The 24,084-nt window shown below is 71.5% G+C and carries 20 protein-coding genes and 1 pseudogene; 7 read left to right on the top strand and 14 right to left on the bottom strand.

Annotation, left to right across the window (positions count from 1 at the left end; all coding sequences use genetic code 11):
* The first annotated feature begins 39 nt into the window (after positions 1 to 39).
* Together MF672_RS05400 and MF672_RS05405 are read left to right on the top strand one after the other, a co-directional pair.
* Entirely contained in the window at positions 40 to 2,100 is a 2,061-nt protein-coding gene (locus tag MF672_RS05400; protein ID WP_242376213.1) for an RNA degradosome polyphosphate kinase, read from the top strand.
* A complete protein-coding gene (locus MF672_RS05405; protein WP_242376212.1) occupies positions 2,093 to 2,923 on the top strand; it encodes an NUDIX hydrolase in 831 nt (276 codons plus the stop codon). The genes MF672_RS05400 and MF672_RS05405 overlap by 8 nt, the downstream gene beginning before the upstream one ends.
* Positions 2,924 to 2,926: 3 nt before the next feature.
* On the opposite strand, the gene MF672_RS05410 is transcribed toward MF672_RS05405, so the two are convergent.
* From MF672_RS05410 to MF672_RS05425, 4 genes are read right to left on the bottom strand one after another with little or no spacing between them, the layout of a single operon-like run.
* On the bottom strand, positions 2,927 to 4,102 hold the full coding sequence (locus MF672_RS05410) for a cytochrome P450 (protein ID WP_242376211.1): 1,176 nt from the start codon (positions 4,100 to 4,102) through the stop codon (positions 2,927 to 2,929).
* Entirely contained in the window at positions 4,099 to 5,580 is a 1,482-nt protein-coding gene (locus MF672_RS05415; RefSeq protein WP_242376210.1) for a CYTH and CHAD domain-containing protein, read from the bottom strand. Before MF672_RS05415 ends, MF672_RS05410 begins: the two co-directional genes overlap by 4 nt.
* Positions 5,581 to 5,631: 51 nt before the next feature.
* A complete protein-coding gene (locus MF672_RS05420) occupies positions 5,632 to 5,982 on the bottom strand; it encodes a VOC family protein (protein ID WP_242376209.1) in 351 nt (116 codons plus the stop codon).
* Positions 5,979 to 6,749, bottom strand: coding sequence for a trans-aconitate 2-methyltransferase (locus MF672_RS05425; protein WP_242376208.1), 771 nt, complete (start codon positions 6,747 to 6,749; stop codon positions 5,979 to 5,981). The genes MF672_RS05420 and MF672_RS05425 overlap by 4 nt, the downstream gene beginning before the upstream one ends.
* A 56-nt stretch (positions 6,750 to 6,805) precedes the next feature.
* On the opposite strand from MF672_RS05425, the gene MF672_RS05430 reads away from it, so the two are divergent.
* Positions 6,806 to 7,318 carry a MarR family winged helix-turn-helix transcriptional regulator gene (locus MF672_RS05430; RefSeq protein WP_242376207.1) on the top strand — a complete coding sequence of 171 codons (513 nt, stop codon included), beginning with the start codon at positions 6,806 to 6,808 and terminating at the stop codon, positions 7,316 to 7,318.
* A gap of 216 nt (positions 7,319 to 7,534) precedes the next feature.
* Here MF672_RS05430 and MF672_RS05435 read toward each other — a convergent pair whose 3' ends face one another.
* Positions 7,535 to 9,433, bottom strand: a complete 1,899-nt coding sequence (locus tag MF672_RS05435) for an ABC-F family ATP-binding cassette domain-containing protein (protein ID WP_242376206.1) — start codon at positions 9,431 to 9,433, stop codon at positions 7,535 to 7,537.
* A 112-nt stretch (positions 9,434 to 9,545) separates the two neighbouring features.
* Here MF672_RS05435 and MF672_RS05440 point away from each other — a divergent pair, with 112 nt between their 5' ends.
* Positions 9,546 to 10,559, top strand: coding sequence for a hypothetical protein (locus MF672_RS05440; protein WP_242376205.1), 1,014 nt, complete (start codon positions 9,546 to 9,548; stop codon positions 10,557 to 10,559).
* A gap of 188 nt (positions 10,560 to 10,747) precedes the next feature.
* Here MF672_RS05440 and MF672_RS05445 read toward each other — a convergent pair whose 3' ends face one another.
* Complete coding sequence (locus MF672_RS05445; protein ID WP_242376204.1) at positions 10,748 to 11,650, bottom strand: 4-(cytidine 5'-diphospho)-2-C-methyl-D-erythritol kinase; 903 nt, start codon at positions 11,648 to 11,650, stop codon at positions 10,748 to 10,750.
* Positions 11,651 to 11,867: 217 nt separating this feature from the next.
* Between MF672_RS05445 and MF672_RS05450 the strand changes: the two genes are divergently transcribed.
* Positions 11,868 to 13,193, top strand: a complete 1,326-nt coding sequence (locus MF672_RS05450; protein WP_247815168.1) for an arginase family protein — start codon at positions 11,868 to 11,870, stop codon at positions 13,191 to 13,193.
* On the opposite strand, the gene MF672_RS52030 is transcribed toward MF672_RS05450, so the two are convergent.
* The 4 genes and pseudogenes from MF672_RS52030 to rsmA form a co-directional block, all read right to left on the bottom strand.
* Positions 13,166 to 14,125 (bottom strand): C40 family peptidase, encoded by a 960-nt coding sequence (locus tag MF672_RS52030; protein WP_407654756.1) that lies wholly within the window; start codon positions 14,123 to 14,125, stop codon positions 13,166 to 13,168. The genes MF672_RS05450 and MF672_RS52030 overlap by 28 nt on opposite strands.
* A gap of 21 nt (positions 14,126 to 14,146) precedes the next feature.
* Positions 14,147 to 14,308, bottom strand: a pseudogene (locus MF672_RS52035) (isochorismatase family protein); the annotation flags it as partial.
* Positions 14,309 to 14,320: 12 nt separating this feature from the next.
* Positions 14,321 to 14,629: a hypothetical protein gene (locus MF672_RS05455; protein ID WP_242376202.1), complete on the bottom strand. Its 309-nt coding sequence runs from the start codon at positions 14,627 to 14,629 to the stop codon at positions 14,321 to 14,323.
* A gap of 27 nt (positions 14,630 to 14,656) precedes the next feature.
* Positions 14,657 to 15,496, bottom strand: a complete 840-nt coding sequence (rsmA, locus tag MF672_RS05460; RefSeq protein ID WP_407654757.1) for a 16S rRNA (adenine(1518)-N(6)/adenine(1519)-N(6))-dimethyltransferase RsmA — start codon at positions 15,494 to 15,496, stop codon at positions 14,657 to 14,659.
* A gap of 91 nt (positions 15,497 to 15,587) precedes the next feature.
* On the opposite strand from rsmA, the gene MF672_RS05465 reads away from it, so the two are divergent.
* Positions 15,588 to 17,771 carry a serine/threonine protein kinase gene (locus tag MF672_RS05465; RefSeq protein WP_302893284.1) on the top strand — a complete coding sequence of 728 codons (2,184 nt, stop codon included), beginning with the start codon at positions 15,588 to 15,590 and terminating at the stop codon, positions 17,769 to 17,771.
* Positions 17,768 to 19,021, top strand: a complete 1,254-nt coding sequence (locus MF672_RS05470; protein WP_242376199.1) for an integrin alpha — start codon at positions 17,768 to 17,770, stop codon at positions 19,019 to 19,021. The genes MF672_RS05465 and MF672_RS05470 overlap by 4 nt, the downstream gene beginning before the upstream one ends.
* A 27-nt stretch (positions 19,022 to 19,048) precedes the next feature.
* On the opposite strand, the gene MF672_RS05475 is transcribed toward MF672_RS05470, so the two are convergent.
* From MF672_RS05475 to MF672_RS05490, 4 genes are all read right to left on the bottom strand, one after another.
* Positions 19,049 to 19,957: a resuscitation-promoting factor gene (locus tag MF672_RS05475; protein ID WP_242376198.1), complete on the bottom strand. Its 909-nt coding sequence runs from the start codon at positions 19,955 to 19,957 to the stop codon at positions 19,049 to 19,051.
* A 100-nt stretch (positions 19,958 to 20,057) separates the two neighbouring features.
* Complete coding sequence (locus MF672_RS05480; protein ID WP_242376197.1) at positions 20,058 to 20,912, bottom strand: TatD family hydrolase; 855 nt, start codon at positions 20,910 to 20,912, stop codon at positions 20,058 to 20,060.
* A 3-nt stretch (positions 20,913 to 20,915) separates the two neighbouring features.
* Positions 20,916 to 22,697: a methionine--tRNA ligase gene (gene metG, locus MF672_RS05485; RefSeq protein ID WP_242376196.1), complete on the bottom strand. Its 1,782-nt coding sequence runs from the start codon at positions 22,695 to 22,697 to the stop codon at positions 20,916 to 20,918.
* Positions 22,698 to 22,801: 104 nt separating this feature from the next.
* On the bottom strand, positions 22,802 to 24,064 hold the full coding sequence (locus MF672_RS05490) for a glycosyltransferase family 2 protein (RefSeq protein WP_242376195.1): 1,263 nt from the start codon (positions 24,062 to 24,064) through the stop codon (positions 22,802 to 22,804).
* Positions 24,065 to 24,084 lie beyond the last annotated feature (20 nt).

The following is a 24,084-nucleotide window of genomic DNA, read 5'->3' on the forward strand; positions in this document are numbered from 1 at the left end:
TTAACGTTGCGTTCAATCAAACGGGGCAATATAGGCGATATGTCCGCAGAACCGGTGCATCCTGCCAACGACCTACCACTACCGCAGGAGCGCTTCCTCAACCGGGAGGAGAGCTGGCTCCAGTTCAACGAGCGCGTGCTCGAACTGGCCGAGGACCCCTCTCTCCCGCTGCTGGAGCGGGTGCGCTTTCTGGCGATCTTCGCGAGCAACCTGGACGAGTTCTTCCGCGTCCGCGTCGCCGGGCTCAAGCGGCGCATGGCCACCGGGCTCCTCCTGCGGACCAAGAGCGGGCTGAAGCCCCGCGAGGAGCTGATCAGGATCGCCGGCATCGCCGACGAGCTGGCCAAACGGCACGCGGCGGCCTTCCACGACAAGATCTGCCCGCAGCTCGCCGCCGAGGGCATCGAGATCGTCCGCTGGGACGACCTCGACCGCGAGGAGCGCACCGAGCTGCGCAAGCTGTTCAGGGAGCGCATCAGGCCGGTGCTGACGCCGCTGGCCGTCGATCCCGCGCACCCGTTCCCGTACATCTCGGGCCTCAGCCTCAACCTGGCCGTCCTGGTGCGCAACCCGGCCACCGACCACACGGTCTTCGCCCGGGTCAAGGTGCCCTCCCAGCTCCCCCGGTTCATCCTGGCGTCGAAGGACCGCTTCGTCCCGCTGGAGGACGTCATCGCGGCCCACCTGGGCCAGCTCTTCAAGGGCATGGAGATCCTCCAGCACCACGTCTTCCGGGTCACCAGGAACGAGGACCTCGACGTCGACGAGGACGTCACCGAGAACCTCATGCAGGCGCTGGAGAAGGAGCTGCTCAAGCGGCGCTTCGGCCCGCCGGTGCGGCTGGAGGTCGAGGAGACGATGACGCCCGAGGTGCTGGCGCCGCTCGTGGAGGAGCTGGAGCTGGCCCCGCACGAGATCTACCGGCTGCCCGGGCCGCTCGACCTGTCGGGCCTGCACGCCATCGCCGACCTGGAGCGCGGCGAGCTGAGCTACCGCCCGTTCGTGCCGGCCGAGGCCATCAGCGCCGAGGACGACATCTTCGCCACGCTGCGCGAGCGCGACATCCTGCTGCACCACCCGTACGACTCCTTCGCCACGAGCGTGCAGCGCTTCATCGAGGTGGCCGCCGCCGACCCGAGGGTGCTGGCGATCAAGCAGACCCTCTACCGCACCAGCGGCGACTCCCCCATCGTCGACGCGCTCATCGACGCCGCCGAGGCCGGCAAGCAGGTCGTGGTGGTCGTGGAGATCAAGGCCCGCTTCGACGAGCACGCCAACATCTCGTGGGCGAGGAAGCTGGAGCGGGCCGGCTGCCACGTCGTCTACGGCGTGGTCGGCCTGAAGACCCACTGCAAGCTGGCCCTCGTCGTGCGCCAGGAGCCCTCCGGCGAGCTGCGCCGCTACTGCCACATCGGCACCGGCAACTACAACCCCAAGACCGCCCGCCAGTACGAGGACTTCGGCCTGCTCACCGCCGACCCGCTGGTCGGCGAGGACGTCACCGACCTGTTCATCCACCTGACCGGCTACTCCAACCACTCCGCCTACCGCCGCCTGCTGGTCGCCCCCCACTCGATGCGCAGCGGCCTGGTGGCCAGGATCGAGCGGGAGATCGCCCACCAGCAGGCCGGGCGGCCGGCCCGCATCCGCATCAAGACCAACTCCCTGGTGGACGAGCCCACCATCGACGCCCTCTACCGCGCCTCGCGGGCCGGGGTGCCGGTCGATCTGTGGGTGCGCGGCATCTGCCTGCTGCGTCCCGGCATCCCGGACCTGTCGGAGAACATCCGGGTCCGGTCGGTGCTGGGGCGCTTCCTGGAGCACTCCCGGGTCTACGAGTTCGGCCTCGGCCGGCGGCCCGAGATCTGGATCGGCAGCGCCGACCTCATGCGCCGCAACCTCGACCGCCGGGTCGAGGCCCTGGTCAAGGTCACCTCGCAGCAGCACAAGGCGTACCTCGTGGAGCTGATGGACCTCGCCATGGCCGACACCACGAGCACGTGGTGGCTCAACTCCGACGGCTCCTGGGTCCGCCACCCCGGGGAGGACCTGCAGACCCACCTCATCAGCACCCGCCGGTGGAGGACCGTTGATGACTGACCTGCTCCGCGCCGCCGGAGCCGTGGTCTGGAGGGGCGAGGCGAGCCGTCCCGAGGTCGCCGTCGTCCACCGCCCGGCCTACGACGACTGGACGTTCCCCAAAGGCAAGCTCAAGACCGGCGAGCACGTGATCGCCGCCGCGCTGCGCGAGGTGCGCGAGGAGAGCGGCCTGACGATCACGCTCGGCCGCGCGCTGCCGCCCGTCCACTACATCAGCCGGGGCCGGCTCAAGCGGGTCGACTACTGGAGCGCGCGGGTGGCCGGCGACGCCGGGTTCACACCCGGCGAGGAGGTGGACGAGCTGCGCTGGCTGCCGCCGGAGCGGGCCAGGGAGCTGCTGACGTACGAGTGGGACGCCGGGCTGCTGCGGGCCCTCGCCGTGGCGCCGCTGGAGACCGTGCCGCTCGTGCTGGTCCGGCACGCCACGGCCGGCTCGCGCGCCGAGTGGCAGGGCGACGACGCCCGCCGCCCGCTCGACGCCGGCGGCCGCGCCCAGGCCGCCGTCCTCGCCACCGCGCTGCCCGCCTACCGGCCCGAGCTGCTGGTCAGCTCGCCCAGCGCGCGCTGCGTGCAGACACTGGAGCCGTACGGGGCCGAGATCCGGCTGGAGCCGCTGCTCAGCGAGGAGAGCCAGGACCCGCAGAAGACCCCCGTCCTGGTGCGCGAGATCGCCGTCCCGGCGGCCGTGTGCAGCCACGGCAAGGTGCTGCCCGGGCTGATCCGCGCCCTCACCGGCAAGGAGGTCACCCTCCGCAAGGGCGCGTTCGCCGTGCTGCACAGGGCCGGCGACCAGGTCGTCAGCGTGGAGCGCTACCCGGTCTGAGCCTCACCAGGTGACCGGGAGCGCGGCGATGCCCTCGGTGACGCGGTTCTCGTTGCGCGGCAGGTCGGCGAGGGGCACCGCGAGCCGCAGCCCGGGGAGGCGCTGGAACAGGCGGCTGAAGACGGCCACCAGTTCCACCCTGGCCAGGCTGGCGCCGATGCAGAAGCGCGGCCCGTAGCCGAAGGCCAGGTGCGGGTCCGTCACCGGGCGGCGGATGTCGAACCGGTCCGGATCGGGATAGACCCGCTCGTCCCGGTTGGCCGCGCCGGGCATGAGCGCCACCGCCTCGCCCTTGCGGATCGTGACGCCGCCGACCTCGATGTCCTCCTGGGCGTAGCGGGGCACGCCGTGCAGGCTGGGCGCGGCCACGCGCAGGATCTCCTCCACCGCGCCCGGCGCCAGGCCGGGGTCGGCCTTGAGCAGGTCGAGCTGGTCGGGGTGGGTGAGCAGGAGCAGCACGCCGTAGTCGATGCGGTTGACCGTGGTCTCGTGCCCGGCGAACAGCAGCCCGCCGGCGAGCTGCGCGATCGCGCCGTCGTCGTCCAGCTCGCCGGCCAGGTCGGACAGCACGTCCTCGGCCGGCTCGCGGCGCTTGCGCTCGATGAGGCCCGCCGTGTACGCCGCCATCTCGTCCCTGGCGGCCTGGCTGCGCTCCTGGTCCACCAGGTCGCCCATGCGCTCCGAGACGCCGCTGAAGTACTCCCTGTCCTCGTACGGCACGCCGAGGAGCTGGCAGATGACCAGCACCGGCAGCGGGAAGGACAGCTCGGCGTGCAGGTCGGCCGGCGGGGTGAGGCCCGCGAGGTGGTCGAGCCGCTCGTCCACCAGCGTGCCGACGTGCCCGGCCAGCGCCTTCATCCGGCGGGCCGAGAACGACGGCGCGAACAGCCGGCGCATGCGGTCGTGGTCGGCCTTCTCGGTGCCCGGCTCGCCCTGGGGGCCGCCCAGCAGCGCCGAGGCCGACAGCCGGGCCGCCCTGTCCGGCTCGGGGTGCGAGCGGCCGAGGCGCGGGTCGGTGAACAGCCTGCGGGCGTCCTCGTAGCCGCTGACCAGCCAGACCTCGTCGCCGGTGCGGGTGCGCACCCGCGCGACGCCCTCCTCGGCCCGCAGCTCGCGGTAGGCCGCGGGCATCTCCAGCAGGTCGCCGCGCGCGAACGGGATGACCGGAAGAGTGCTCATAGAAGCTTCTCCACTGCCTTGACGGTTTCCGTCCATACCCTGGGGAAGTCGGCGTGCGCCCGCTCCGCGCTGTCGCGCTCGATCCCGACGAGCAGCCCGTACGTGAAGGTGTCCTCGCCCGCCTGCCGGGCGCTCTCCGCCTCCTTCGTCAGCGTCTCCTGCGCGACCACGCCGTCCTGGTGCGTCCCCAGTATCTCCTGGATGTCCTCGGCCAGCTTGGCGAGCCTGCCCATGTCCTTGCCGAGGGTGGGTTCGAGCGCTTCGGCGGTGTAACGAGCGCGTTTGGCCGCCTTGCGCACGTCGTGCATGGCGATCTCGCGGCGTTCCGGGTCCTGGACGGCCTGGGCGGTGTCGTACGCCTTGGTCACCCGGCTCCAGTTGTGCGCCGCGATCGTGACGAGCTGGTCCTGGGCCGGCTTGCCCGCGGCCTTGCCGAGCTTCGGGCCGGCGACGAGCGCGTCGAGGGAGTCCAGCAGGGCGTAGTAGCGCTCGCCGCTGAGGGCGTCCCTGATGCGCCCGTACGCCTCGTGCTCGCGGGCCAGCAGGTCGGCGCCGAGGCGGTCCCGGACGGGGCCGACGATCAGCTCGGGCGGCAGCCCGGCCAGCTCCTTGCCGAACCTGTCCCGGATCACCTCCAGGTCGCGGGCCTCGCCGAGCACGTTGCCCAGCCACCGCAGCTCCTCCTGGACCCGCTCGGTGTCCGTCACCACGGTCTTGAACGCCTTCAGCGCGCTGCGCAGCCGGCGGCAGGCCACGCGCATCTGGTGCACGGCGTCCTGCTCGGCGCGGCGCACCCGCGGGTCCTGGGCGAGGAGGGCGTCCGCCTGGCCCGCGAGGTAGGCGAGCACGGCCTCGCCCGCCGAGCCCGGCTTGCAGCTCGCCCTCGGCGGCGGGGCGGGCTGGAGCACCTTGGCGAGCTTGCTCGCGGCCGCCGAGGGCTTGGCGCCGGCTTTCCTGAGCCGCTTGCCGACCTTGGCCAGCAGCGCCCGCCGGCTCTCGTCGAGCAGCTCGGCCTCGACCTCGCGCCAGCGCACGACCCGGCCGCCCTCCCGGCGGTCGGTGGCCTTCACCCGGTCGTCGGCGACCTCCAGCAGCTTGACGTCGCCGTCGCGGAGGACGGTGACGCTCCTGCGGGTGTCCAGCTCGGCGACCACGTCGAGATCGGCGCCCCTGGTGTAGGCGCGGACGAGTTCGGCCAGGTCCGGGGGGACGACCCTGGTGCTGCGGGTGAGCGGGAGCTGGATCTCCTGCCGCACGCCCTTGGCCTTGGGCAGCTTGAGGTGCCAGCCCGCGTCGTCGCCGCCTCTTCGTCGCCTGAGCGTGACGCCCCGGGCGGCCAGCCGCAGGTCGGGGGTGTCGTAGTAGAGAGCGACGAGCTGGTGGCTCTTCGGGCCGGTGACGGAGGCGGCCAGGTCGCTCAGGTCGGGCAGCGTGTAGTCCTGGGTGACGTCGAACTTGTCCTCGATCTCGATGCCCACTGCACCTCGCAAGACTCGATTTCGGACAATTCTGCCACCCTTGGGTGAACATCAAAGGGGCTGGAGGAGTTCGATCCTGTTCCCGGCCGGGTCGTGGACGTAAACGCGGCGGTAGCCGGGGAACAGGTGGTCGGGCACGGCGTCGGGCAGCCTCGCGACGCAGGCGTCGAGATCGTCCACGAGGAAGGCGGGGTGCGCCTTGCGCGCCGGCCGGAAGTCCCGCTCGATGCCGAGGTGCACCTCCACGCCCTCGCCCCGGAACCAGACGCCGCCCCTGGCGGCCAGCTCCGGCGGCTTGGGCACCTCGCGCAGGCCGAGCAGGCCCGCGTAGAACGCGCGTAAGGCGGGCTCGCTGCCGGGCGGCGCGGCGAGCTGGACGTGGTGCACGGCGAGGATCGTCATTTCTGGGCCACCACGAAGATCCGGCGGAACGGGAACGGCGTGCCGTAGCTCCTCGCCGGGTAGAGCCGGGCCAGCATCTCGCCCAGCTCCGAGGTGAACCGCCGCCGGTCCCCCTGGTCCAGCCGGTCGAGGATGGGGCGGAGAGCCGTGCCCGACACCCAGTTGAGCACGGGGTCCTCGCCCTTCAGCACGTGGATGTACGTGGTCTCCCAGGCGTCCACCTGGGTGCCGCCCTGGTTGAGCAGGTCGACGTACTCGACGGGGTCGTCCACCGGCACGCCTCGGCCGTAGTCGCCGAGCTGGTCGGACCAGGTGCGCGAGGCGCACAGCTCGCGGATGGCGAAGTGGCTCGGGGCGTCGAAGTTGCCCGGCACCTGGAACGCCAGCCAGCCGCCCGGGGCCAGCGCCTCCATCCAGTGTTCGAGCACCGACCGGTGGTCGGGCACCCACTGGAGGACCGCGTTCGAGACGATCACGTCCACGGGCCGGTCGGGACGCCAGGTGGCCACGTCCGCGACGGCGAAGCGCACGGACGTGTCGAGCTGGCGGGCCTTCGTGATCATGGCGGGCGAGGAGTCGAAGCCCTCCACCGTGGCGCGCGGCCAGCGCGTGGCGAGCTGGGCGGTGAGTTCGCCGCTGCCGCAGCCGGCGTCCACGACATAATCGGGATCGACCGCGCCCACTCTGGAGATGAGCTCGATGAACGGCCGGGAGCGCTCGTCGGCGTACACCGCGTAGGTCACCGGGTCCCAGATATCTCTCGACATGAAGATAATTGATATCGAGAGAGATATCTCGATGTCAAGACAGTACACTTGGTGTCATGACGGAGGATGCTAGGGACGAGGTCGACAGCCTCGTCGCCGCTTGGCGGACGGAACGCCCCGACCTCGACGTCGAGCCGCTCCAGGTGCTCTCCAGGGTGTCACGCCTCGCCAAGCATCTCGACAGGGCGCGACGGGCGGCTTTCACCGAACACGACCTCGAACCGTGGGAGTTCGACGTGCTGACGGCGCTGCGCCGCGCCGGGAAGCCGTATGAGCTGAGCCCGGGCGCCCTGCTCCGGGCCACGCTGGTCACCTCTGGGACCATGACCAACCGCATCGACCGCCTCGCCCAGGCCGGCCTCGTCCGCCGCCGTCCCGACCCGGAGGACCGGCGCGGGGTCCTCGTGTCGCTCACCGACACCGGGCTCGCGCGGGTCGACGCGGCCTTCGCGGATCTGCTGCGGCGGGAGCGGGAGCTGCTGTCGGGGTTGGGGCCGGCGGACCAGCGCACCCTCGCCGGCCTCCTCCGCACCCTCCTCGCCCCCTTCGACTCCCCCGCCTCCTCCTGACGCCCACGGCCGACCGACACTCCCCCGCCGACCGACGCTCCACGGCCGACCGACGCTCCACGGCCGCGCAGCGTGCCGTGTTGGCTCACCGCGTACCCGGCTGCCGCTCACCCGGCCGCTCATGCCGTGAGCCCGGCCAGGGCATCACGCCACACCCTGAGCCCAGGCCCGCCACGAGGAGACCGACCCGTCGCCCCGGAGGGCGCGATCACCCGCTCAGTCGCCGAGCCGGTCGGCGACCTCCAGCCACTCCGCCTCGATCGTGTCCTTCTGCGCCGTCAGCTCCCGCAGCTCCGCATCCAGAGCCCCGAGCCGGGCGTAGTCGCTGGCCGCCTCAGCCATGGCCGCGTGCAGCCGCGCCTCCTGCCCCGCCAGCTTGTCGAGCTGACGCTCCAGCCGGTTGAGCTCCTTGCGCAGCTCCCGCTCCTCCTTGGCCGACAGCTCCCCGGCCGCCGCCCCGCCGTTGGCGGCACCCCTGTCGGGAGCCACGGTGGACACGACCGACGACACACCACCGGCCCCGGCCCCGCCGCCGGCCCCTCCGGCCCCGGTGGCGCCGTCGCCACGGCCCTGCGCCCCCGAACCGCCGCCGCCACCCACCCGGGCGGTCAACGCCGTGCCGGCGGCCCGCCGTTCGAGGTATTCGTCCACGCCCCCGGGCAGCATCGACAGCCGCCCGTCCCCCAGCAGCGCGACGCACCGGTCGGTGACCCGCTCCAGGAAGTACCGGTCGTGGCTGACCAGGATGAGCGTGCCGGGCCACCCGTCGAGCAGGTCCTCCAGCTCGTTGAGCGTCTCGATGTCGAGGTCGTTGGTCGGCTCGTCGAGCAGCAGGACATTGGGGTCGTCCATGAGCAGCCTGAGCAGTTGCAGCCGCCGCCGCTCGCCGCCGGACAGGTCGCCGATCACCTTCCACTGCGCGTCGCCGCGGAAGCCGAGCCGTTCGAGGAGCTGGGAGGCGGTCCACTCCCGCTTGCCGAGCTGCAGGTACTTGCGCACCTCCTCGACCGACTCCAGCACCCGCCGGGTCGGGTCGAGCTCGGCCAGCTCCTGCGACAGGTGGGCGAGCCGCACCGTCCGTCCTCGTACCACCCGGCCCGAGTCGGGCTTGACCGTGTCGGCGAGCAGGCGCAGCACCGACGACTTGCCGGAGCCGTTGACGCCGATCAGCCCGATGCGGTCACCCGGCCCGAACTGCCACGTGCACCGCTCCAGCACCAGCGGCCCGTTGTCCGGCCCGCCGGCGTGCAGGGTGACGTCCTCGAGGTCGTACACGGTCTTGCCGAGCCGGGCCGCGGCGAAGCGCATCAGCTCGACGCTCTCGCGCGCCGGCGGCTCGTTCGCGATGAGGGCCTGGGCGGCCTCGATGCGGAACTTCGGCTTGGACGTGCGGGCGGGCGGGCCGCGGCGCAGCCAGGCGATCTCCTTGCGCATGAGGTTCTGGCGGCGTTCCTCGGCGGCCTGGGCGATGCGCGCCCGCTCGGCCTTGGCCAGGACGTAGGCGGCGTACCCGCCCTCGTAGCGCTCGACGCGCCCGTCCACGACCTCCCAGGTGCGGGTGGAGACCGCGTCCAGGAACCACCGGTCGTGCGTCACCACGAGCAGGGCGCTCTTGCGCGCCGACAGGTGCCCGGCGAGCCACGCGATGGCCTCGATGTCGAGGTGGTTCGTGGGCTCGTCGAGCATGATCAGGTCGTGGTCGTCGATGAGCAGCTTCGCCAGCGCCGTACGCCTGCGCTCGCCGCCTGACAGGTCGGCGGCCGGGGAGTCGAGGTCGAGGTCGCCGACCAGGTTGGCGAGGATCTCGCGGACCTGCTGGTCGCCCGCCCACTCGTGCTCGGCCAGCCCGCCCAGCACGATCTCTCGTACGGTGGCGGCCGGATCCAGGGCGTCGTGCTGCGACAGGAACCCGATGCGCAGGCCCCGGGTGTGCGTGACCCGCCCGCTGTCGGGGCGCGTCTCGCCCGCGATCACCGATATCAGGGTCGTCTTGCCGCCGCCGTTGCGTCCGACGACGCCGATGCGCTCCCCGGCCTCGATGCCCAGGGAGACGTCGGCGAGGAGCGGCTTGGGCCCGTAGGCGTGGGAGACCGACTCGAGATTGACCAGATTCATGACGTACTCAGGGTATCGGCTCCGCACCCACCTCCCTGCCCGTCCGGGCCCCGGCCGCCACCCGCTCCCGGCCCCGAACGAATTGTGCGGCGAAATTGCGTACCCGCCGTTCGTGAGCAGAATGAACAGAATTACGCCTCACCGGGCCGTCAATATTTTAGCAATCGATCGGCGAGAACAAACGCTCACATTGATCCCGGCATTCCGACGAGACAAAGCCTGGGAGGCACGGATCATGAGCGAACAGCCCTTTACCCTGGAGCCGGGTTCCGGTACCAAACTCCTCACCGCCGAAGGATTCATCGAGCTCCTCATCGAGTACGCCGACAACAACCTCGACACCATCGCCAAGTTCTGGGCGATGCCCGGCGAGGGGTGGGAGGACTCCTTCCGCACCGGCCTCGCCGCCTACATCGAGCGGGCCCACCCGTGGGCCGACCTGGGCGAGCCGGGCAAGCGCCAGGTCTACACCACGACGGGCACCAAGCCCAAGGTCGCCGACTTCGTCCTGAACGGCACGGTCGCCCGCTACTGGGACGACGAGGTCATCGTCGAGGTGAAGACACAGTCGCTCGGCCGGCTCGCGAACTTCAGAGGCGATTTCCAGAAGGATATCGCCAAGCTCGACGAGGTGGACGACAATCATCTTCCTTCGCAGCGTCTCGCCGTCGGCATATTCTTCACGAGAGATTTCTCGACCGCTCAGAAGGACGCGGACGAGCCGCTGGAAACCCCCAAGGTGTCGATGAGCTTCACCAAGTGGCTCGAGGATTACGACCACGTCTACCTCTCCGAGGAATACAAGGCGATCAGGCGTTCGCCGGGGAAGCTGCCGCCGTCGCAGATCCGCAAGGCCGGCGCGATCCGCAGCAACGTGAAGCCCACGGACGTCGTCCGCACCGGGAAGGCCGAGAAGCTGCTGCCGCAGGACGTCCACGAGCTCGGCATCGTCTACAAGCTGCTGGGGCCGAAGCGGCCGCCGGCCCCGGAGCCGTCCGAGTCCTCCTCGTCCTCCTCGTCCTCCGAGTCGGAGGCCGAGAGCTCGGACAGCGTCTTCCAGACCAAGCCGACGAAGAAGCGCAAGGCCGAGAACACGGGCGGCAAGGACCCGAAGAGGTCTAAGTAAGCACGCCCCGCCACAGCGTGCTGACCGCCCCGCCCACCCGAAGAGAGCCGCCCGCCCACCGCCACCCCGGTGAGGCAGGCGGCTCTTCCGCATCCACCCGCCCCTCACGCGCGAAAGACGGGGAACGAACCCCAGAACTGCAGGAGCCGCCCGGCGAACCCCGCCTCACCCCCCGACGGCGATCACCATCAGGCCAGAGTGGCACCCTGCACCGGACCATGAGCCGGAACGGCGGTGTGGGCGGCGCCCGTAGCGGTAAGACTGCCCGCCAGATCCCGGGCATGCAGGGCATCGATGGCGAGGAAGGCGCAGGTGGGCCCGGAACCTGACACGATGGCGCCCAGCGCGCCGTGCTGGCGTCCCGCCTCCAGCGTCGGGCCGAGCTCCGGCCGCAGGTTGAGCGCGGCGCGCTGGAGGTCGTTGCTGAGGTGCGAGCCGAGGGCGTAGGCGTCCCCGGTGCCCAGCGCCTCCAGCAGGGAGTCGTTCAGCTGCGGCCAGGGCACTTCGGCCGCCTCGGCGGCACGCAGCCGGTCGCACTCGGCGTACACGCTGGCCGTGGACAGACCGCCTCGGGCCAGCGCGAACACCCAGTGGAACGTGCCGCCCGTGGGCAGCTCGCTCAGCTGCTCACCGCGCCCGGTGCCGACGGCGGTGCCGCCGAGCAGGGAGAACGGGACGTCGCTGCCGAGATCTCCGGCGATCTCCATCAGGTCGTCGAACGGCAGGCCGAGGCCCCACAGCTCGTTGCACGCCACCAGCGCGCCGGCGGCGTCGGCGCTGCCGCCCGCCATGCCGCCCGCCACCGGGATGTCCTTGTTGATGATCAGCTCAGCGCCGTACGTCCGGCCCGCGTGCTTGGCCAGGGCCCGGGCGGCGCGGATGGCGAGGTTGCTGTCGTCGACCGGCACCTGGTCGGACCACTTGCCGTTGACCGTGACCGTGATGGACTCGGACTCCCTGGCCACCACCTCATCGAAGATCGACACGGCGTGGAAGACGTTGACCAGGTCGTGGTAGCCATCTTCCCGGAGCGGGCCGACAGAAAGCTGCACGTTGACCTTCGCGGGCACACGTACGGTCACCGAACTCATCGATCTTCTGCCACTCTCATCACTTGCCGGGGTCAAGGACACTCGATGTTATCGGTGCCCGCAGCCCTGACATGCGGTTCTCGAAAGATGACCCTCGGAACGACCGAATCCCCGACACGTAGAGTCAGGTTGATGGTCATTTACCCACGTACGACCCCGTTACGTCGAGTAATAGCGAACGTGGCCCACCGTGAGGGCGAAGAGAGGGTTTGTGACGATGTTGCGCAAGGTGGCGATCGTTGAGGTTCCGCAGTGGCGAGGCTCCGGGTCGCGTACGGCGGAACGCCTGCGCGAAGGAGCCCGCGTCGTGGCCGACCTGGCCGAAGACGCGGCGAGAGAGACCGGGACGAGAGCCGAGGCCGGAGCCGGCGCCGCGGCCCGGGGTGAGCATGCCCGGGGTGAGCATGGCGGTGTGGTGAGGGTCGCGGTGACGGTGAATGACGACGACCTCGTGGCCACGGCAGCCGAGGTACGGGATGCGCTGGAGGGGGTTGCCCGGGACGCGCTGGTTGTCGCCGTAGGCGGTGACTGCGGGGTCGAGCTTGAGCCCATAGCAGCGGCGCGACGCCGGTACGGGGATCGGCTGGTGGTGGTGTGGTTCGACGCCCACGGAGACCTGAACACTCCGCAGTCGTCGCCGTCGGGGGCTTACCACGGGATGGTGTTGCGGGCGCTCACGGGCGAAGGGCCCGAAGGGCTGGTCGCCGAAGCGCCGTTGCAGCCAGGGCGGATCGTGCTGGCCGGAGTGCGGGATCTCGACCCGGCGGAGGCGGCCTTCGTCGAGAGCGCCGGGGTTCGTTGGGTGAAGGTGGCGGAGACCGGGACGGAGGACGCCCTGCTCCAGGCGATCACAGCCGCCACCAGCACCGGCACGGTCTACCCTCACACGGGCTGTGCGCAGCCGGGTCACACGAGCGGCGTGAACACAGGCGGCACGGACGGCACAGACGCGGGCGACACGGACACAGGCGGCACCGGCACGGGCGGCATGCACGCGGGCGGCACCGACACAGGCGGTATCGATACGGGCGGCGTGGATGCCAGCGGCGCGAAGGACGGTGGCATGGACGGGCCGAAGGTCGGTGGTGCAGGTGGCGGGAATGCTTACGCCGCAAGCGCGGGAATAGGGACCAGCGCGAGCGCGGGCAACGGGACCAGCGCGGGGATGGGGACGGGCGCGGGCGCGGGGATAGGGACCAACGCGGGCGCAGGGATAGGGATCGGCGTGGGCGCGGAAGGAGGGCGCGGGGGTGCTGCGGCCGACACGGGACCGGTCGTCTATGTGCATGTTGATCTCGATGTGCTCGATCCGGAGATCTTCGGGAGCGTGGGGTGCCCGTCGCCGGGAGGCATTCATCCTGAGCGGCTGCTTTCCCTGGTGAGGGCCGTTGCAGGGCGGTTCGAGGTGGCGGGGCTCGGGCTCATGGAGTACGAGGCCATGGGTGGCCGGGACGGGGATCGGGACCGGGAGTTGCTGGCGGAGCTGGTCAGTGGATTGGTGCGGGCGGCCGCGGGTCAGCCTGGGCGGACGGTGCCGCGGTAGACGGTGCGGTAGTACGGGGATCTCAGGAAGTTGGTTCTTCGTACGACGTCGCCTGTCTTGGGTGCGTGGATCATCAGGCTGCCGCCAAGGTAGAGGGCCACGTGGGTGGGGGTGCCTCTGCCGCCGCCGAAGAAGAGCAGGTCGCCTGGGCGGCGGGCCTTGAGAGTGATCCTGCGGCCCTGGCGGAACTGGGCTCCCGTGTGGTGGCTCAGAGCTATGCCTGCTCTGGACCAGGCGTAGAGGGTCAGGCCGCTGCAGTCGAAGCCCTCGGTGGTCGAGCCTCTGCCGATGCCGCGTGTCGGGCCCCTTCGTGAGCCGCCGCCCCAGGAGAACCGTACGCCCAGCTGGGTGAGGGCGGCGGTGGCGGCGATCTCTCCGCGGGTGGGGGTCTTCTTTCTTGCTCTGGGATGCGGGTGCGGGGCGGCTTCAGCGGCAGGGACGGTCGCCGCTCGGGCTTGGGGGGAGAGGAGGGGTGTGAGGACGGTGAACGTTGCGAGGAGGGCGCAGGTCAAGGCCAGAGGGAGAGGCAGGGGTGGCTGGCGGCGGGCCGAAGCGGAAGTGCTGCCGTGAGTGGGCATGGTGGTGCGGCGGGACATTGGGGCCTCCCGGGTCAGTTGACGGGGTGAGGCCAGGGTGCTGCGGGACGGCGGGCTTCGTGGAGCCGAACTCCGTTCTGGGGATAAGGCGGGCTGTGGGTGGGTGGGGCTGTGGACGACCGGAGACCGGAGTGGCTTCGCGGGTTTGTGCGGTGGTCGGGCCGCGGATTGGTCGGGAGGGCCAGGTAGACGGAGGGCCGGGCGGCGGGGAGGTCGGGGCGACGGGGAGGAGGGGCGGGGGGTGCTTTGGGTGTGCGGCAGGGTGGTTGGGGGCTCAGTGATGCGGTGGTTGGAGGGGGTGAGGACGTCGGGGGTGTTCAGGCAGGCGATGCCCATGGCGGGCAGTTCGTGGTCCGCGTCGGCGGTCCAGCCGGAGAGGGCGTCGCGTACGGCGACGGTGCGCAGGTCGCGTTCCGTCGCGTCGACGAGCGTGGCCCGCGGGCAGTTCGGGTAGTTGCAGCCGGCGACGACCACCGTGCTCACGTCGCGCTCGGCGAGGTGTTCCAGCAGGCGGGTGCGGAAGAAGGCGCTTCAGCGGGGTTTGTACAGGATGTGCTCGTCGGTGCCGATCTGCTGCGCCTGGCCCGAGAGGAGCAGGTCCGGGTCGAGGTCGACGGCGGGTACGAGGCCGTCGGCGAGCTGGGAGCCCGGCGAGTACGGGTTGACCTTGCCCCGCGGCGTCCGCCGGCACAGGTCGGCGTTGCTGCCGCCAGGCAGGCGCTCGATGGCCGCGACGGCGTACTCGCTGTGGGCGTGGGGGACGAAGTGGTGGGTGCGGAAGGAGGCCGTCACCAGTCGCATGCCGTCCCGGCCGTAGCGGTGTTCGACCGTGTTCTGCATGGTGTTCCGAGTTTTCCTGGGCCAGGCTCAGGGTTTCAGTTCGGCTATGCGGGCGAAGGCCGTGATGTCGAGTTGTTCGCCGCGGGCCGAGGGGTCGACGTCGGCGGCGCGCAGGATGCGTTCCGCTTCGGCGGCGGTGCCGGCCCAGGTGGACAGGGCGGCGCGCAGGGTCTTGCGGCGCTGGGCGAAGGCGGCGTCCACGACGGCGAAGACCTGCTCGCGGGTGGCCGTGGTGGACGGGGGCTCGCGGCGGGTCAGGGAGACCAGGCCGGAGTCGACGTTCGGGACGGGCCAGAAGACGGTGCGGCCCACCGGCCCGGCGCGGCGGACGTCCGCGTACCAGGCGGCCTTGACCGACGGCACCCCGTACACCTTGGAGCCGGGCCCGGCGGCGAGCCGGTCGGCGACCTCGGACTGCACCATGATCAGGCCCTTGGCCAGGGACGGGAGTGCCTGGAGGAGGTGGAGGACCACGGGGACGGCCACGTTGTACGGCAGGTTCGCGACCAGGGCGGTCGGCACGTGACCGCCGAGGTCGGCGGGTGCGATCTTCATGGCGTCGGCGTTGACGACAGTGAGGCGGTCGGACAGGCCGCGCTCGGCCACCGTGGCGGGAAGCTGGGCGGCGAGCACCGGGTCGATCTCGACGGCCACCACGTGCGCGGCCGTCGGCAGCAGGGCCAGGGTGAGCGAGCCGAGCCCCGGGCCGACCTCGATGACCACGTCGTCGGCCGAGAGGCCCGCGACGCGGACGATGCGGCGGACGGTGCCCGCGTCGATCACGAAGTTCTGGCCAAGTTTTTTTGTCGGACGAAGATTTAGCTTGTCCGCCAAAATACGTATTTCTGCAGGGCCCAACAGCCTCATCATCCAACCAGTCTCCCGCATCGAAGAACCTGAGATGGCGGATGGGGAGACCAAAGGAGAGGATGGCGTGGAACAGGAAGGGACGTCCCTCATGGAGCCAACGGGCGCCGCGCCGCTTCGCCCCACGGATCTGCGGGAGATAGGTCCGTACCGTCTGCTGGGGCGACTCGGCGAGGGCGGTATGGGGACCGTCTTCCTCGCCCGCGCGCCGACGGGCCGATTCGTCGCGCTCAAGGTGGTCAAGGCGGAGTTCGCCAACCAGGAGGGGTTCGCGGCCAGGTTCCACGCGGAGGTGGAGAACGCGCGCCGGGTGGCGTCGTTCTGCACCGCCCAGGTGCTGGACAACGGCAACACCGGCGACGGCCGCCCCTACATGGTGACCGAGTACATCGCCGGCACCCCGCTGTCGGAGCAGATCGCGAAGTTCGGATCACTCGAACCGGGGCCGTTACACGGCGTCGGCCTGGGCGTGGCGGCGGCGCTGGCAGCGATCCACGTCGCCGGGCTGGTGCACCGGGACCTCAAGCCGGCCAACGTCATCCTCTCCCTGTCCGGGCCGCGCGTGATCGACTTCGGCATCGCCCGGGCCCTGGACAGGGAGACCGGGTTCACGATGTCGGGCGAGCTGCTGGGCAGCCCCGGATGGTGGGCGCCCGAGCAGGTGCGCGGTGAGATGATCACCCCGGCCGTCGACATCTTCGCCTGGGGCTGCCTCATCGCCTACGCGGGCAACGGGCGGCACCCGTTCGGGCGCGGCGACCCCATCACCATGGCCCACCGCGTGCTCAACACCCCGCCGGACCTCGGCGCGCTGCCCGCGCCGCTCAACGATCTGGTACGCCTGGCCACCTCGATGGACCCGGCGCTGCGGCCCACCGCGCAGGACCTGCTGATCGCGCTGGTCGGCGGGAACACGCCGGCTCCGTCGATCAACCCGCCGACGCTGGTCGCGACCGAGATGCTCAGCGAGTGGGAGCCGCCGCGCAACGTGGTGGACGAACCCGACATCACGGCCACGTTCACGACGCCGCCGCCGAGTGACACCTTCGGGAGGAGCGCCCCCAGTGGGCCGCCTCCGGCCGGGTCGTCTCCTGCCGGGTCGTCTCCTGCCGGGTCGTCTCCTGCCGGGTCGTCTCCTGCCGGTTCGCAGGTGGCGTTCGAGGAGCTGGCGCGGCGGGAGGAGCTGGCGGCCAAGGAGGAGCTGGCCCGATGGCCCGCCGGCGCGTCCGGCGCCGAGGGCGCGGACGGGGCCGGGCAGGCGCGCGGACGGGCCCGCGGCCTGTTCAAGCGCGGCAAGGACGGGGATCAGGCCGGCTCCCAGGACGCCAAGGACGGTAAGGACGGTAAGGGGCAGGATCACCTGGAGCCTGGGCCCGTGAGCGGAGGCCAGGAGCGCCGCCAGGACGGCGGGACAGGCCCCCGCAGCGGCGTGAGCCGGCAGCCCGGTAAGGGCCCGCACCCAGGCACAGGCCCGCACCCAGGCACAGGCCCGCACCCAGGCACAGGTTCCCAGCCCGGCACAGGCCCGCAGGCCGCCGCGAGCCCGAACACCGCCACAAGCCCCCAGGCCGGTCTGGACGCGAGGAGCGGTACGCAAGGCGGCCCCTGGGGTGCGGTGCCGGGGCGGGAGCAGTTGCATCGGATGGCGCACTCCGAGCAGCGCGGCGCCGACACCCAGCCCGGCGACCGCCGGCAGAGCGCCGCCGCCCCCGAGCTCCTGCCCAGCGAGCCCGACACCCTGGGCGGCACCCGCACCGCCGGCACCCGCTGGCTGATCGCGGCCGCGGCGGCCGTGCTGGCCATCGTGGTCACGGTGGCGGTGCTGATCGTCACCTCCGGCCGCGACCTGGTCACCACGTCCGGCGGCGGCGGCCCGTCGCGGACCGCCGCGACCGGCGGGCAGCCGAGCGACGTGGGCCGCAGGTTCCCGCTGGGCGCCGACTTCGACGACCCCGTGGCGATCGTCTCGGCCGCGCCCCAGTGCGGGCTGAAGGAGTACGAGGGCAAGGTGGCCACCCAGGGCCAGCTCTGCGTGGTCCGCTGGACCATGCTCAACCCCGGCGGCGAGCGCCGGACGCTGATCCAGCCAGTGGTCACGATGGTCGACGACCGCGGCGGCGAGCACGACCCGGCCGCCGTCACCCTGCCCCCGGCGATCCTGCCGGGCGCGCGGGTGGACAGCGCGTTCGTGTTCGACCTGGCGACGTACCGCAGGCCGGTGAAGCTGACGGCGACGATGCTGGAGAACGGCCGGCAGATCGAGGTGGCGTTGTGACGCTCCGGAGGACGCCCCCGGCGCGGCTCGGGCTCGGGCTCGGGGCGCTGCTGCTCGTCGCCGGGACGGCGGCGACGCCCATGTCCGGCGCCGCGGCCGCGGCCGCGCCAGAGCTGGCCGCGCGGGCGTCGGCCTGCGCGACGCCCGCCGACTTCGACGGCGACGGCGTGGACGACGTGGCCGTCGGCGACCCGTTCGCCGACGACGACAAGGGCTCGGTGTACGTGGTCTCGGGCCAGAAGGTGGTGCCGGTGGCCGTGCCCGGCCTGGCCCGCGGCGACGGGTTCGGCTGGTCGGCGCGGCTGGCGAAGGTCGACGGCGACGCCTGCGCCGACCTGCTGGTCGGGGCGCCGTACGCGGACGTGGACGGCGAGCAGGACGCGGGCGCGGTGTACGTGGTCTACGGCGGCGGCACCCGCCCGCCGCTGCGCCTGACCGCGCCCCAGCCGCAGCGGCTCGCGCATTTCGGCTGGTCGCTGGCCGTGCGCGACGACCTGCTCGCGGTCAGCGCCCCGTACGAGGACGACGGGCAGCTCACCGACGCGGGCGCCGTCTACGTGCGCAAGGGCGCCGGCCAGTTCCGCCGCATCAGCCAGGAGAGCGACGACGTGCGCGGCAACAGCGAGGTCGGCGACCAGTTCGGCTGGTCGATGGCGTGGGGGCCGAAGAACGCGCTGCTCGTCGGCGTGCCGTACGAGAACGACGACGGGGCGGGCCGCCAGGTCGAGGCCGGGAAGATCAACTCGGGCTCGGCGGTGTTCATCGACGACGTCTTCACCTCGAAGATCACCAGCCTGAAGCTGGACTCGCCGAGCGACCGCAACGGCGACCGGTACGGCTACGCGGTCGCCTACTCCGAGGGCTCCGGCTACGCGATCAGCTCCCCGGGCAGCGGCAGCGTCCAGTTGCTCAACCCCGCGAGGAAGGTCGTCAGGACGGTCACGCAGGGCGGCAGGCAGGCGTTCGGGTTCGCGCTGGCGGCCTCGGCGGACGGCCGGCTGGCGATCGGCGCGCCGTACGGGGGCGGCGTGCGCGTCGTGTCCTGGAAGGACGCCGCCGAGGATCGCAAGCTGACGGACGCCGACGGGCTGTTCGGCTGGTCGGTGGCCTTCAGCGGCAACAAGCTGTTCGTGGGGCAGCCGGACGCGCGGCCCGCCGGGAAGGTGGCGGTGGCCGGGCGCAACGCCGAGGCGCTGGAGACGTTGCAACCGCCGGAGGGCGCCGAGTTCGGGGCCGCCGTGTCCGGGTGACGGCAGGCCGGACGAACCGGCGCGGGGTCAGCCGAACAGGTCGGCGCCGCAGGCCGGCCACTGCCCCTGCCAGCGCCCCTCCACCTGCTGGTAGAGGAGCTGCGCGCGGTAGGTCTGCTCCTCCTCCGGCCAGTCCGTCGGCAGCCCCTGCCCGCCGACGGCCTTCCACATGGGCAGGCTGAACAGGTACATGCCGTAGTAGGGGCCCTCGGCGTTGTACGCCTCCGGGTCGGCCCGCGACTCGCACTCGGCCAACGCCCGCCAGTTGAGCGCGGCCACCTCCGGCTCGATCTCGTCGGCGCGCGGCGGCGTGACCGTGATGACCATGCCGTCCTCGGGGAAGCTGCCGAGCGGCGGCTGCACCTGGTAGCCGCGTCCGAGCTCGACGTGCTGCTGCCGCAGCACCTCCCGCACCGTCCGCGCCGTGGTGCGAGAGGCGCGGCGGGTGGCCCCGGCGACCACGTACACCTTGCGCCGGGTGTAGACGGTCAGCGCCATGCCCGACAGCGGCACCGCCTCGTCGCGGGGCGCGGAGACCTTGCCCGCGGTCGGCGGGATGGCCAGCTCGGCGAGCGCGCCGGCCACGTCGGTGCTGGTGACCAGGTGCTCGCTGGTGCGGCCGTCGAGGGTCAGCCTGATGGGACGGGCGCGGCGCACCTCGATCGTGTCGCCGTCGGCGAGGGCCTGGTGCACGGGCGGCCGGACCACGTCGCCGACGCCCACGGAGATCCCGGCCTCGCCGAGCGCGTCGCGCACGGACCCGGCGAAGCTGCGCAGGGCCGTCTGCCTGCCGTCCACGACCACGACGACGTCCTTGGCCATGGAGGAGGCGACGACGATCGCCGCCACCGCCAGGCCGCCCGCCAGGCACACCACCGGCGTCCAGGGGGAGCGCCACGGGATCGGCGGGCGCGGCTTGCGTCTCCTGCCACGCACGTACCACCTCCGGTCACGCGCCACCTCCGTTGACGGAGAGTGACGGCCCGAACGCTAACCGCGCGGCGGGGCCGGTGGCCACCGCTTCACCGAAAAATGGTCACCACTCGCCGAAGACCGTGACCCCGTTCGTGCTGATCGCCGCGCACACGTCGTCCGGCTGGACTCCCTTGACCTCGGCGAGGCAGCGCAGGGTGAGCGGGATGAGGTAGGGGGCGTTGGGCTTGCCGCGGTGCGGGACCGGCGGCAGGTACGGCGCGTCGGTCTCGACCAGCAGGAGCTCCAGCGGCGCGACGGCGGCGGCCTCGCGCAGGTAGCCGGCGTTCTTGTACGTCACCGGCCCGGAGAATGACATGAAATATCCGGCGTCGGCGCACTTCTTGGCCATCTCGGCGTCGCCCGAGTAGCTGTGGAAGACCACCTTGTCCGGCGCGCCCTCGGCGGCCAGCACCTTGAGCACGTCGTCGTGCGCGTCACGGTCGTGGATCACCAGGGCCTTGCCGGTGCGCTTGGCGATCTCGATGTGCGCGCGGAAGCTCGCCTGCTGGTCGTCCTTGCCCGCCCAGTCGCGGAACCAGTCGAGCCCCGTCTCCCCCACCGCCCGCACCTCGGGCCGCCGGGCCAGCGCCTCGATCTCGGCCAGCGCCTCGGGCGTGGCCTCGTGGGCCTCGTTGGGGTGGATGGCCACCCCGGCGTAGACGCCCTCCTCGGCCGCCGCCGTCTCGGCGCCCCAGCGCGAGGAGGCGAGGTCGTAGCCGATCGTGACCAGCCGGGTCACGCCGACCGCCCTGGCCTCCTCCAGGATGCCCCGCACGGTCGCCGAGGCCGCCTGCGCGGCCTGGGCGACCGGGTCTCCCGAGGACGCCTGCCGGTTGCCCACCATGATGTCGAGATGGCAGTGGCTGTCGAAGACGGGCGCGGACAGCGGCTCCGGCGCCGTGGGGAGCTTGCTCATGACCTAGCCCTCCAGCCGGGCCAGCTCTTCGTCGACGACCTTCGGGTCGAGCTTCTTGAACAGCGGCACCGGCGCGGTGAGCGGGGTGCCCGGCTTGATCGGGCGGTGCTCCCAGCGGGCCGCGCCGTCGTACTCGCCGGTGATCACCGGGTACGGCTCGCCGCCGTCCTCGTCGACCTCGCGGATCTCCGGCATGCCGGACCAGACGCCCTCGCCGCCCAGCATGGCGAAGACCTTGTTGGAGGAGGTCGGCAGGAACGGCGTGAGCATCGTCTTGGCGTCGTCGACCACCTGGAGGGCGACGTGCAGGATCGACTTCTGCCGCTCGGGGTCGTCCTTGAGCTTCCACGGCTCCTGCTCGGCCAGGTATTTGTTGGCCTCGCGGACGACGTCGAACGCCTCGGTGATGCCGTTCTTGAAGCGCGACCTCGCCAGCTCACGCCCCACGGGGCCGAACGCGGCCCGCGAGCGCTCCAGCAGCGCCCGGTCGGCGTCGGTCAGCTCGCCCGGCTCGGGCACCGCGCCGAAGTTCTTCGCCGCCATCGAGATGGACCGGTTGACCAGGTTGCCCCAGGCCGCGACCAGCTCGCCGTTGTTGCGGTTGACGAACTCCTGCCAGGTGAAGTCGGTGTCCTGGGACTCGGGGCCGGCCACGGCGATGTAGTAGCGCAGCGCGTCGGCGTCGTAGCGGGCCAGGAAGTCGCGCACGTAGATGACGATCTGCCGCGAGGAGGAGAACTTGCGGCCCTCCATCGTCAGGAACTCGCTGGAGACCACCTCCGACGGCACGTCGAGCGCGCCCAGCGAGCCGGGCTTGCCGTCGCGGGCGCCCTGGCCGCTGTAGCCGAACAACATCGCCGGCCAGATCTCGGCGTGGAAGACGATGTTGTCCTTGCCCATGAAGTAGTAGCCGCGGGCCTCGGGGTTCTGCCACCACTGGCGCCAGGCGTCGGGGTCGCCGGAGCGGCGGGCCCACTCGATGGAGGCCGACAGGTAGCCGATGACCGCGTCGAACCACACGTACAGGCGCTTGTTGGGCTGGTCGCGCCAGCCGTCGAGCGGGATCGGCACGCCCCAGTCGAGGTCGCGGCTGATCGCCCGCGGCTGCAGGTCGCCGAGCAGGTTGAGGGCGAACTTCAGCACGTTGGGCCGCCACTCGCCCTGCTTGGACTGCAGGTAGGAGCCCAGCACCTCGGCGAAGGCGGGCAGGTCGAGCATGAAGTGCTCGGTCTCGGCGAAGACCGGGGTCTCGCCGTTGATGCGGCTCTTGGGGTTGATCAGCTGGATCGGGTCGAGCTGGTTGCCGCAGTTGTCGCACTGGTCGCCGCGTGCGCCGTCGTAGCCGCAGATGGGGCAGGTGCCCTCGATGTAGCGGTCGGGCAGGGTGCGGCCGGTGGAGGGCGAGATGGCGCCCATCGTGGTCTTCGGGAAGATGTAGCCGTTGTCGTACAGGCCCTTGAAGATCTCCTGCGTGACCGCGTAGTGGTTCTTCGTGGTCGTGCGGGTGAACAGGTCGTAGGACAGGCCGAGCCCCGTGAGGTCCTCGGCGATGACGCGGTTGTAGCGGTCGGCGAGCTCGCGGGCGCTGACGCCCTCCTTGTCGGCCTGCACCTGGATGGGCGTGCCGTGCTCGTCGGTGCCGGACACCATCAGCACCTTGTTGCCCGCCATCCGCTGGTAGCGGCTGAAGACGTCGGACGGCACGCCGAACCCGGAGACGTGCCCGATGTGGCGGGGGCCGTTAGCGTACGGCCACGCGACGGCGGTCAAGATGTGCTGGGACATATTCCTAAGCCTACGGGGACTCGTGTCCGGCTCGGGCCCGATCCCCCGTTACGACACGACGCGCCGGGACGTGGCGCCCCGGCGCGTCGTTCGGCAAAGAAACGTTAGGCGGTCGTTTCCGAGGGCCTGACCGTCCCGGGCTCCAGCGCGGCCGCGCCGGCCGCCCTGGTGACCGCCTCGGCGGCCTCCTCGGCCGCGGCGGCGGCGTAGTCGATCGGCGTCTCGCGGGTGCGGCGGATGCCGAGGATGCTGACGAACAGCGAGGCGAAGATGGTCTGGAAGCTCATGATGAGCGCCGTCGCGGACGGCACCACCAGGCGCAGCGACTCGCGCGGGTCGAGCTCGCCGAAGCTGCGCACCTGCCAGTGGACCAGCGACATCACCAGGCCGACCACGCCGGCCAGCGCCAGCAGGCCGCCGACCACGAGCCCCTTCTCCAGGGTCACGATGTCGATGATCTTACGGATGCGCGGCGACTCGGGCAGGAAGCCCTCCTCGGCCGCGTAGACCTTCGTGAACAGCGCGAACAGCGCGGCCTGGAAGCCGATGACCACCAGCGCCGACGACCCGACCAGGGTGTCGACGTCGAAGGCCAGCTCGCCGATCTCGACCGGGCCGAAGGTCAGCGCGGTGCCCGCGACCATACCGATGATCATCATCAGCACGCCGGGGTAGAAGAACAGCCACTTCGGGCTGTAGAGCAGCAGGAAGCGCAGGTGGCGCCAGCCGTCGCGCCAGGAGCGCAGGTGCGGCGGGCGCGAGCGGCCGTCGGGCGAGAGCGTGGTGGGCACCTCGCGCACGTCGAGCCCGGACAGCGTCGAGCGGACCACCATCTCGGAGGCGAACTCCATGCCCCCGGTCTGGAGCTGCAGCTTCAGGATCGAGTCGCGGCGGAAGCCGCGCAGGCCGCAGTGGAAGTCGCCGATGGCGGACGGGAAGAACAACCGTCCGATGAACGACAGCACCGGGTTGCCCAGGTAGCGATGCAGCGGCGGCATGGCGCCCGGGGCGATGCCGCCCTTGAAGCGGTTGCCCATGACCAGGTCGGCGCCGTCGCGAAGCTGCTCCACGAACGGCAGCAGGGCCGTGAAGTCGTAGGAGTCGTCGGCGTCGCCCATGATGACGTACTTGCCGCGAGCGGCCCTGATGCCGCCCATGAGGGCGTTGCCGTAGCCCTTCTCGTCCACGTGCACCACGCGGGCGCCGGCGTCGCGGGCGAGCTGCTGCGAGCCGTCCGTGCTGCCGTTGTCGGCGATCAGCACTTCGCCCTCGATGCCGTGCTCCTCCATGCACGCCAGGGCCTTGCGCACACAGACTTCCACGGTCTCCGCCTCGTTGAGGCAGGGCATGACCACCGTCAGTTCCACGTGTCTACCCTTCAAGTTAA

The sequence above is a fragment of the Actinomadura luzonensis genome (genome assembly GCF_022664455.2).
GTDB lineage: Bacteria > Actinomycetota > Actinomycetes > Streptosporangiales > Streptosporangiaceae > Nonomuraea > Nonomuraea luzonensis.

Bases quoted from the DNA above. Each gene is read 5' to 3' on its own strand.
- MF672_RS05400 (WP_242376213.1), top strand. From the start codon at position 40: ATGTCCGCAGAACCGGTGCATCCTGCCAACGACCTACCACTACCGCAG.
- MF672_RS05405 (WP_242376212.1), top strand. From the start codon at position 2,093: ATGACTGACCTGCTCCGCGCCGCCGGAGCCGTGGTCTGGAGGGGCGAG.
- MF672_RS05410 (WP_242376211.1), bottom strand. From the start codon at position 4,102: ATGAGCACTCTTCCGGTCATCCCGTTCGCGCGCGGCGACCTGCTGGAG.
- MF672_RS05420 (WP_242376209.1), bottom strand. From the start codon at position 5,982: ATGACGATCCTCGCCGTGCACCACGTCCAGCTCGCCGCGCCGCCCGGC.
- MF672_RS05425 (WP_242376208.1), bottom strand. From the start codon at position 6,749: ATGTCGAGAGATATCTGGGACCCGGTGACCTACGCGGTGTACGCCGAC.
- MF672_RS05430 (WP_242376207.1), top strand. From the start codon at position 6,806: ATGACGGAGGATGCTAGGGACGAGGTCGACAGCCTCGTCGCCGCTTGG.
- MF672_RS05435 (WP_242376206.1), bottom strand. From the start codon at position 9,433: ATGAATCTGGTCAATCTCGAGTCGGTCTCCCACGCCTACGGGCCCAAG.
- MF672_RS05445 (WP_242376204.1), bottom strand. From the start codon at position 11,650: ATGAGTTCGGTGACCGTACGTGTGCCCGCGAAGGTCAACGTGCAGCTT.
- MF672_RS05450 (WP_247815168.1), top strand. From the start codon at position 11,868: ATGTTGCGCAAGGTGGCGATCGTTGAGGTTCCGCAGTGGCGAGGCTCC.
- MF672_RS52030 (WP_407654756.1), bottom strand. From the start codon at position 14,125: ATGGGCATCGCCTGCCTGAACACCCCCGACGTCCTCACCCCCTCCAAC.
- MF672_RS05455 (WP_242376202.1), bottom strand. From the start codon at position 14,629: ATGCAGAACACGGTCGAACACCGCTACGGCCGGGACGGCATGCGACTG.
- rsmA (WP_407654757.1), bottom strand. From the start codon at position 15,496: ATGAGGCTGTTGGGCCCTGCAGAAATACGTATTTTGGCGGACAAGCTA.
- MF672_RS05465 (WP_302893284.1), top strand. From the start codon at position 15,588: ATGGAGCCAACGGGCGCCGCGCCGCTTCGCCCCACGGATCTGCGGGAG.
- MF672_RS05480 (WP_242376197.1), bottom strand. From the start codon at position 20,912: ATGAGCAAGCTCCCCACGGCGCCGGAGCCGCTGTCCGCGCCCGTCTTC.
- metG (WP_242376196.1), bottom strand. From the start codon at position 22,697: ATGTCCCAGCACATCTTGACCGCCGTCGCGTGGCCGTACGCTAACGGC.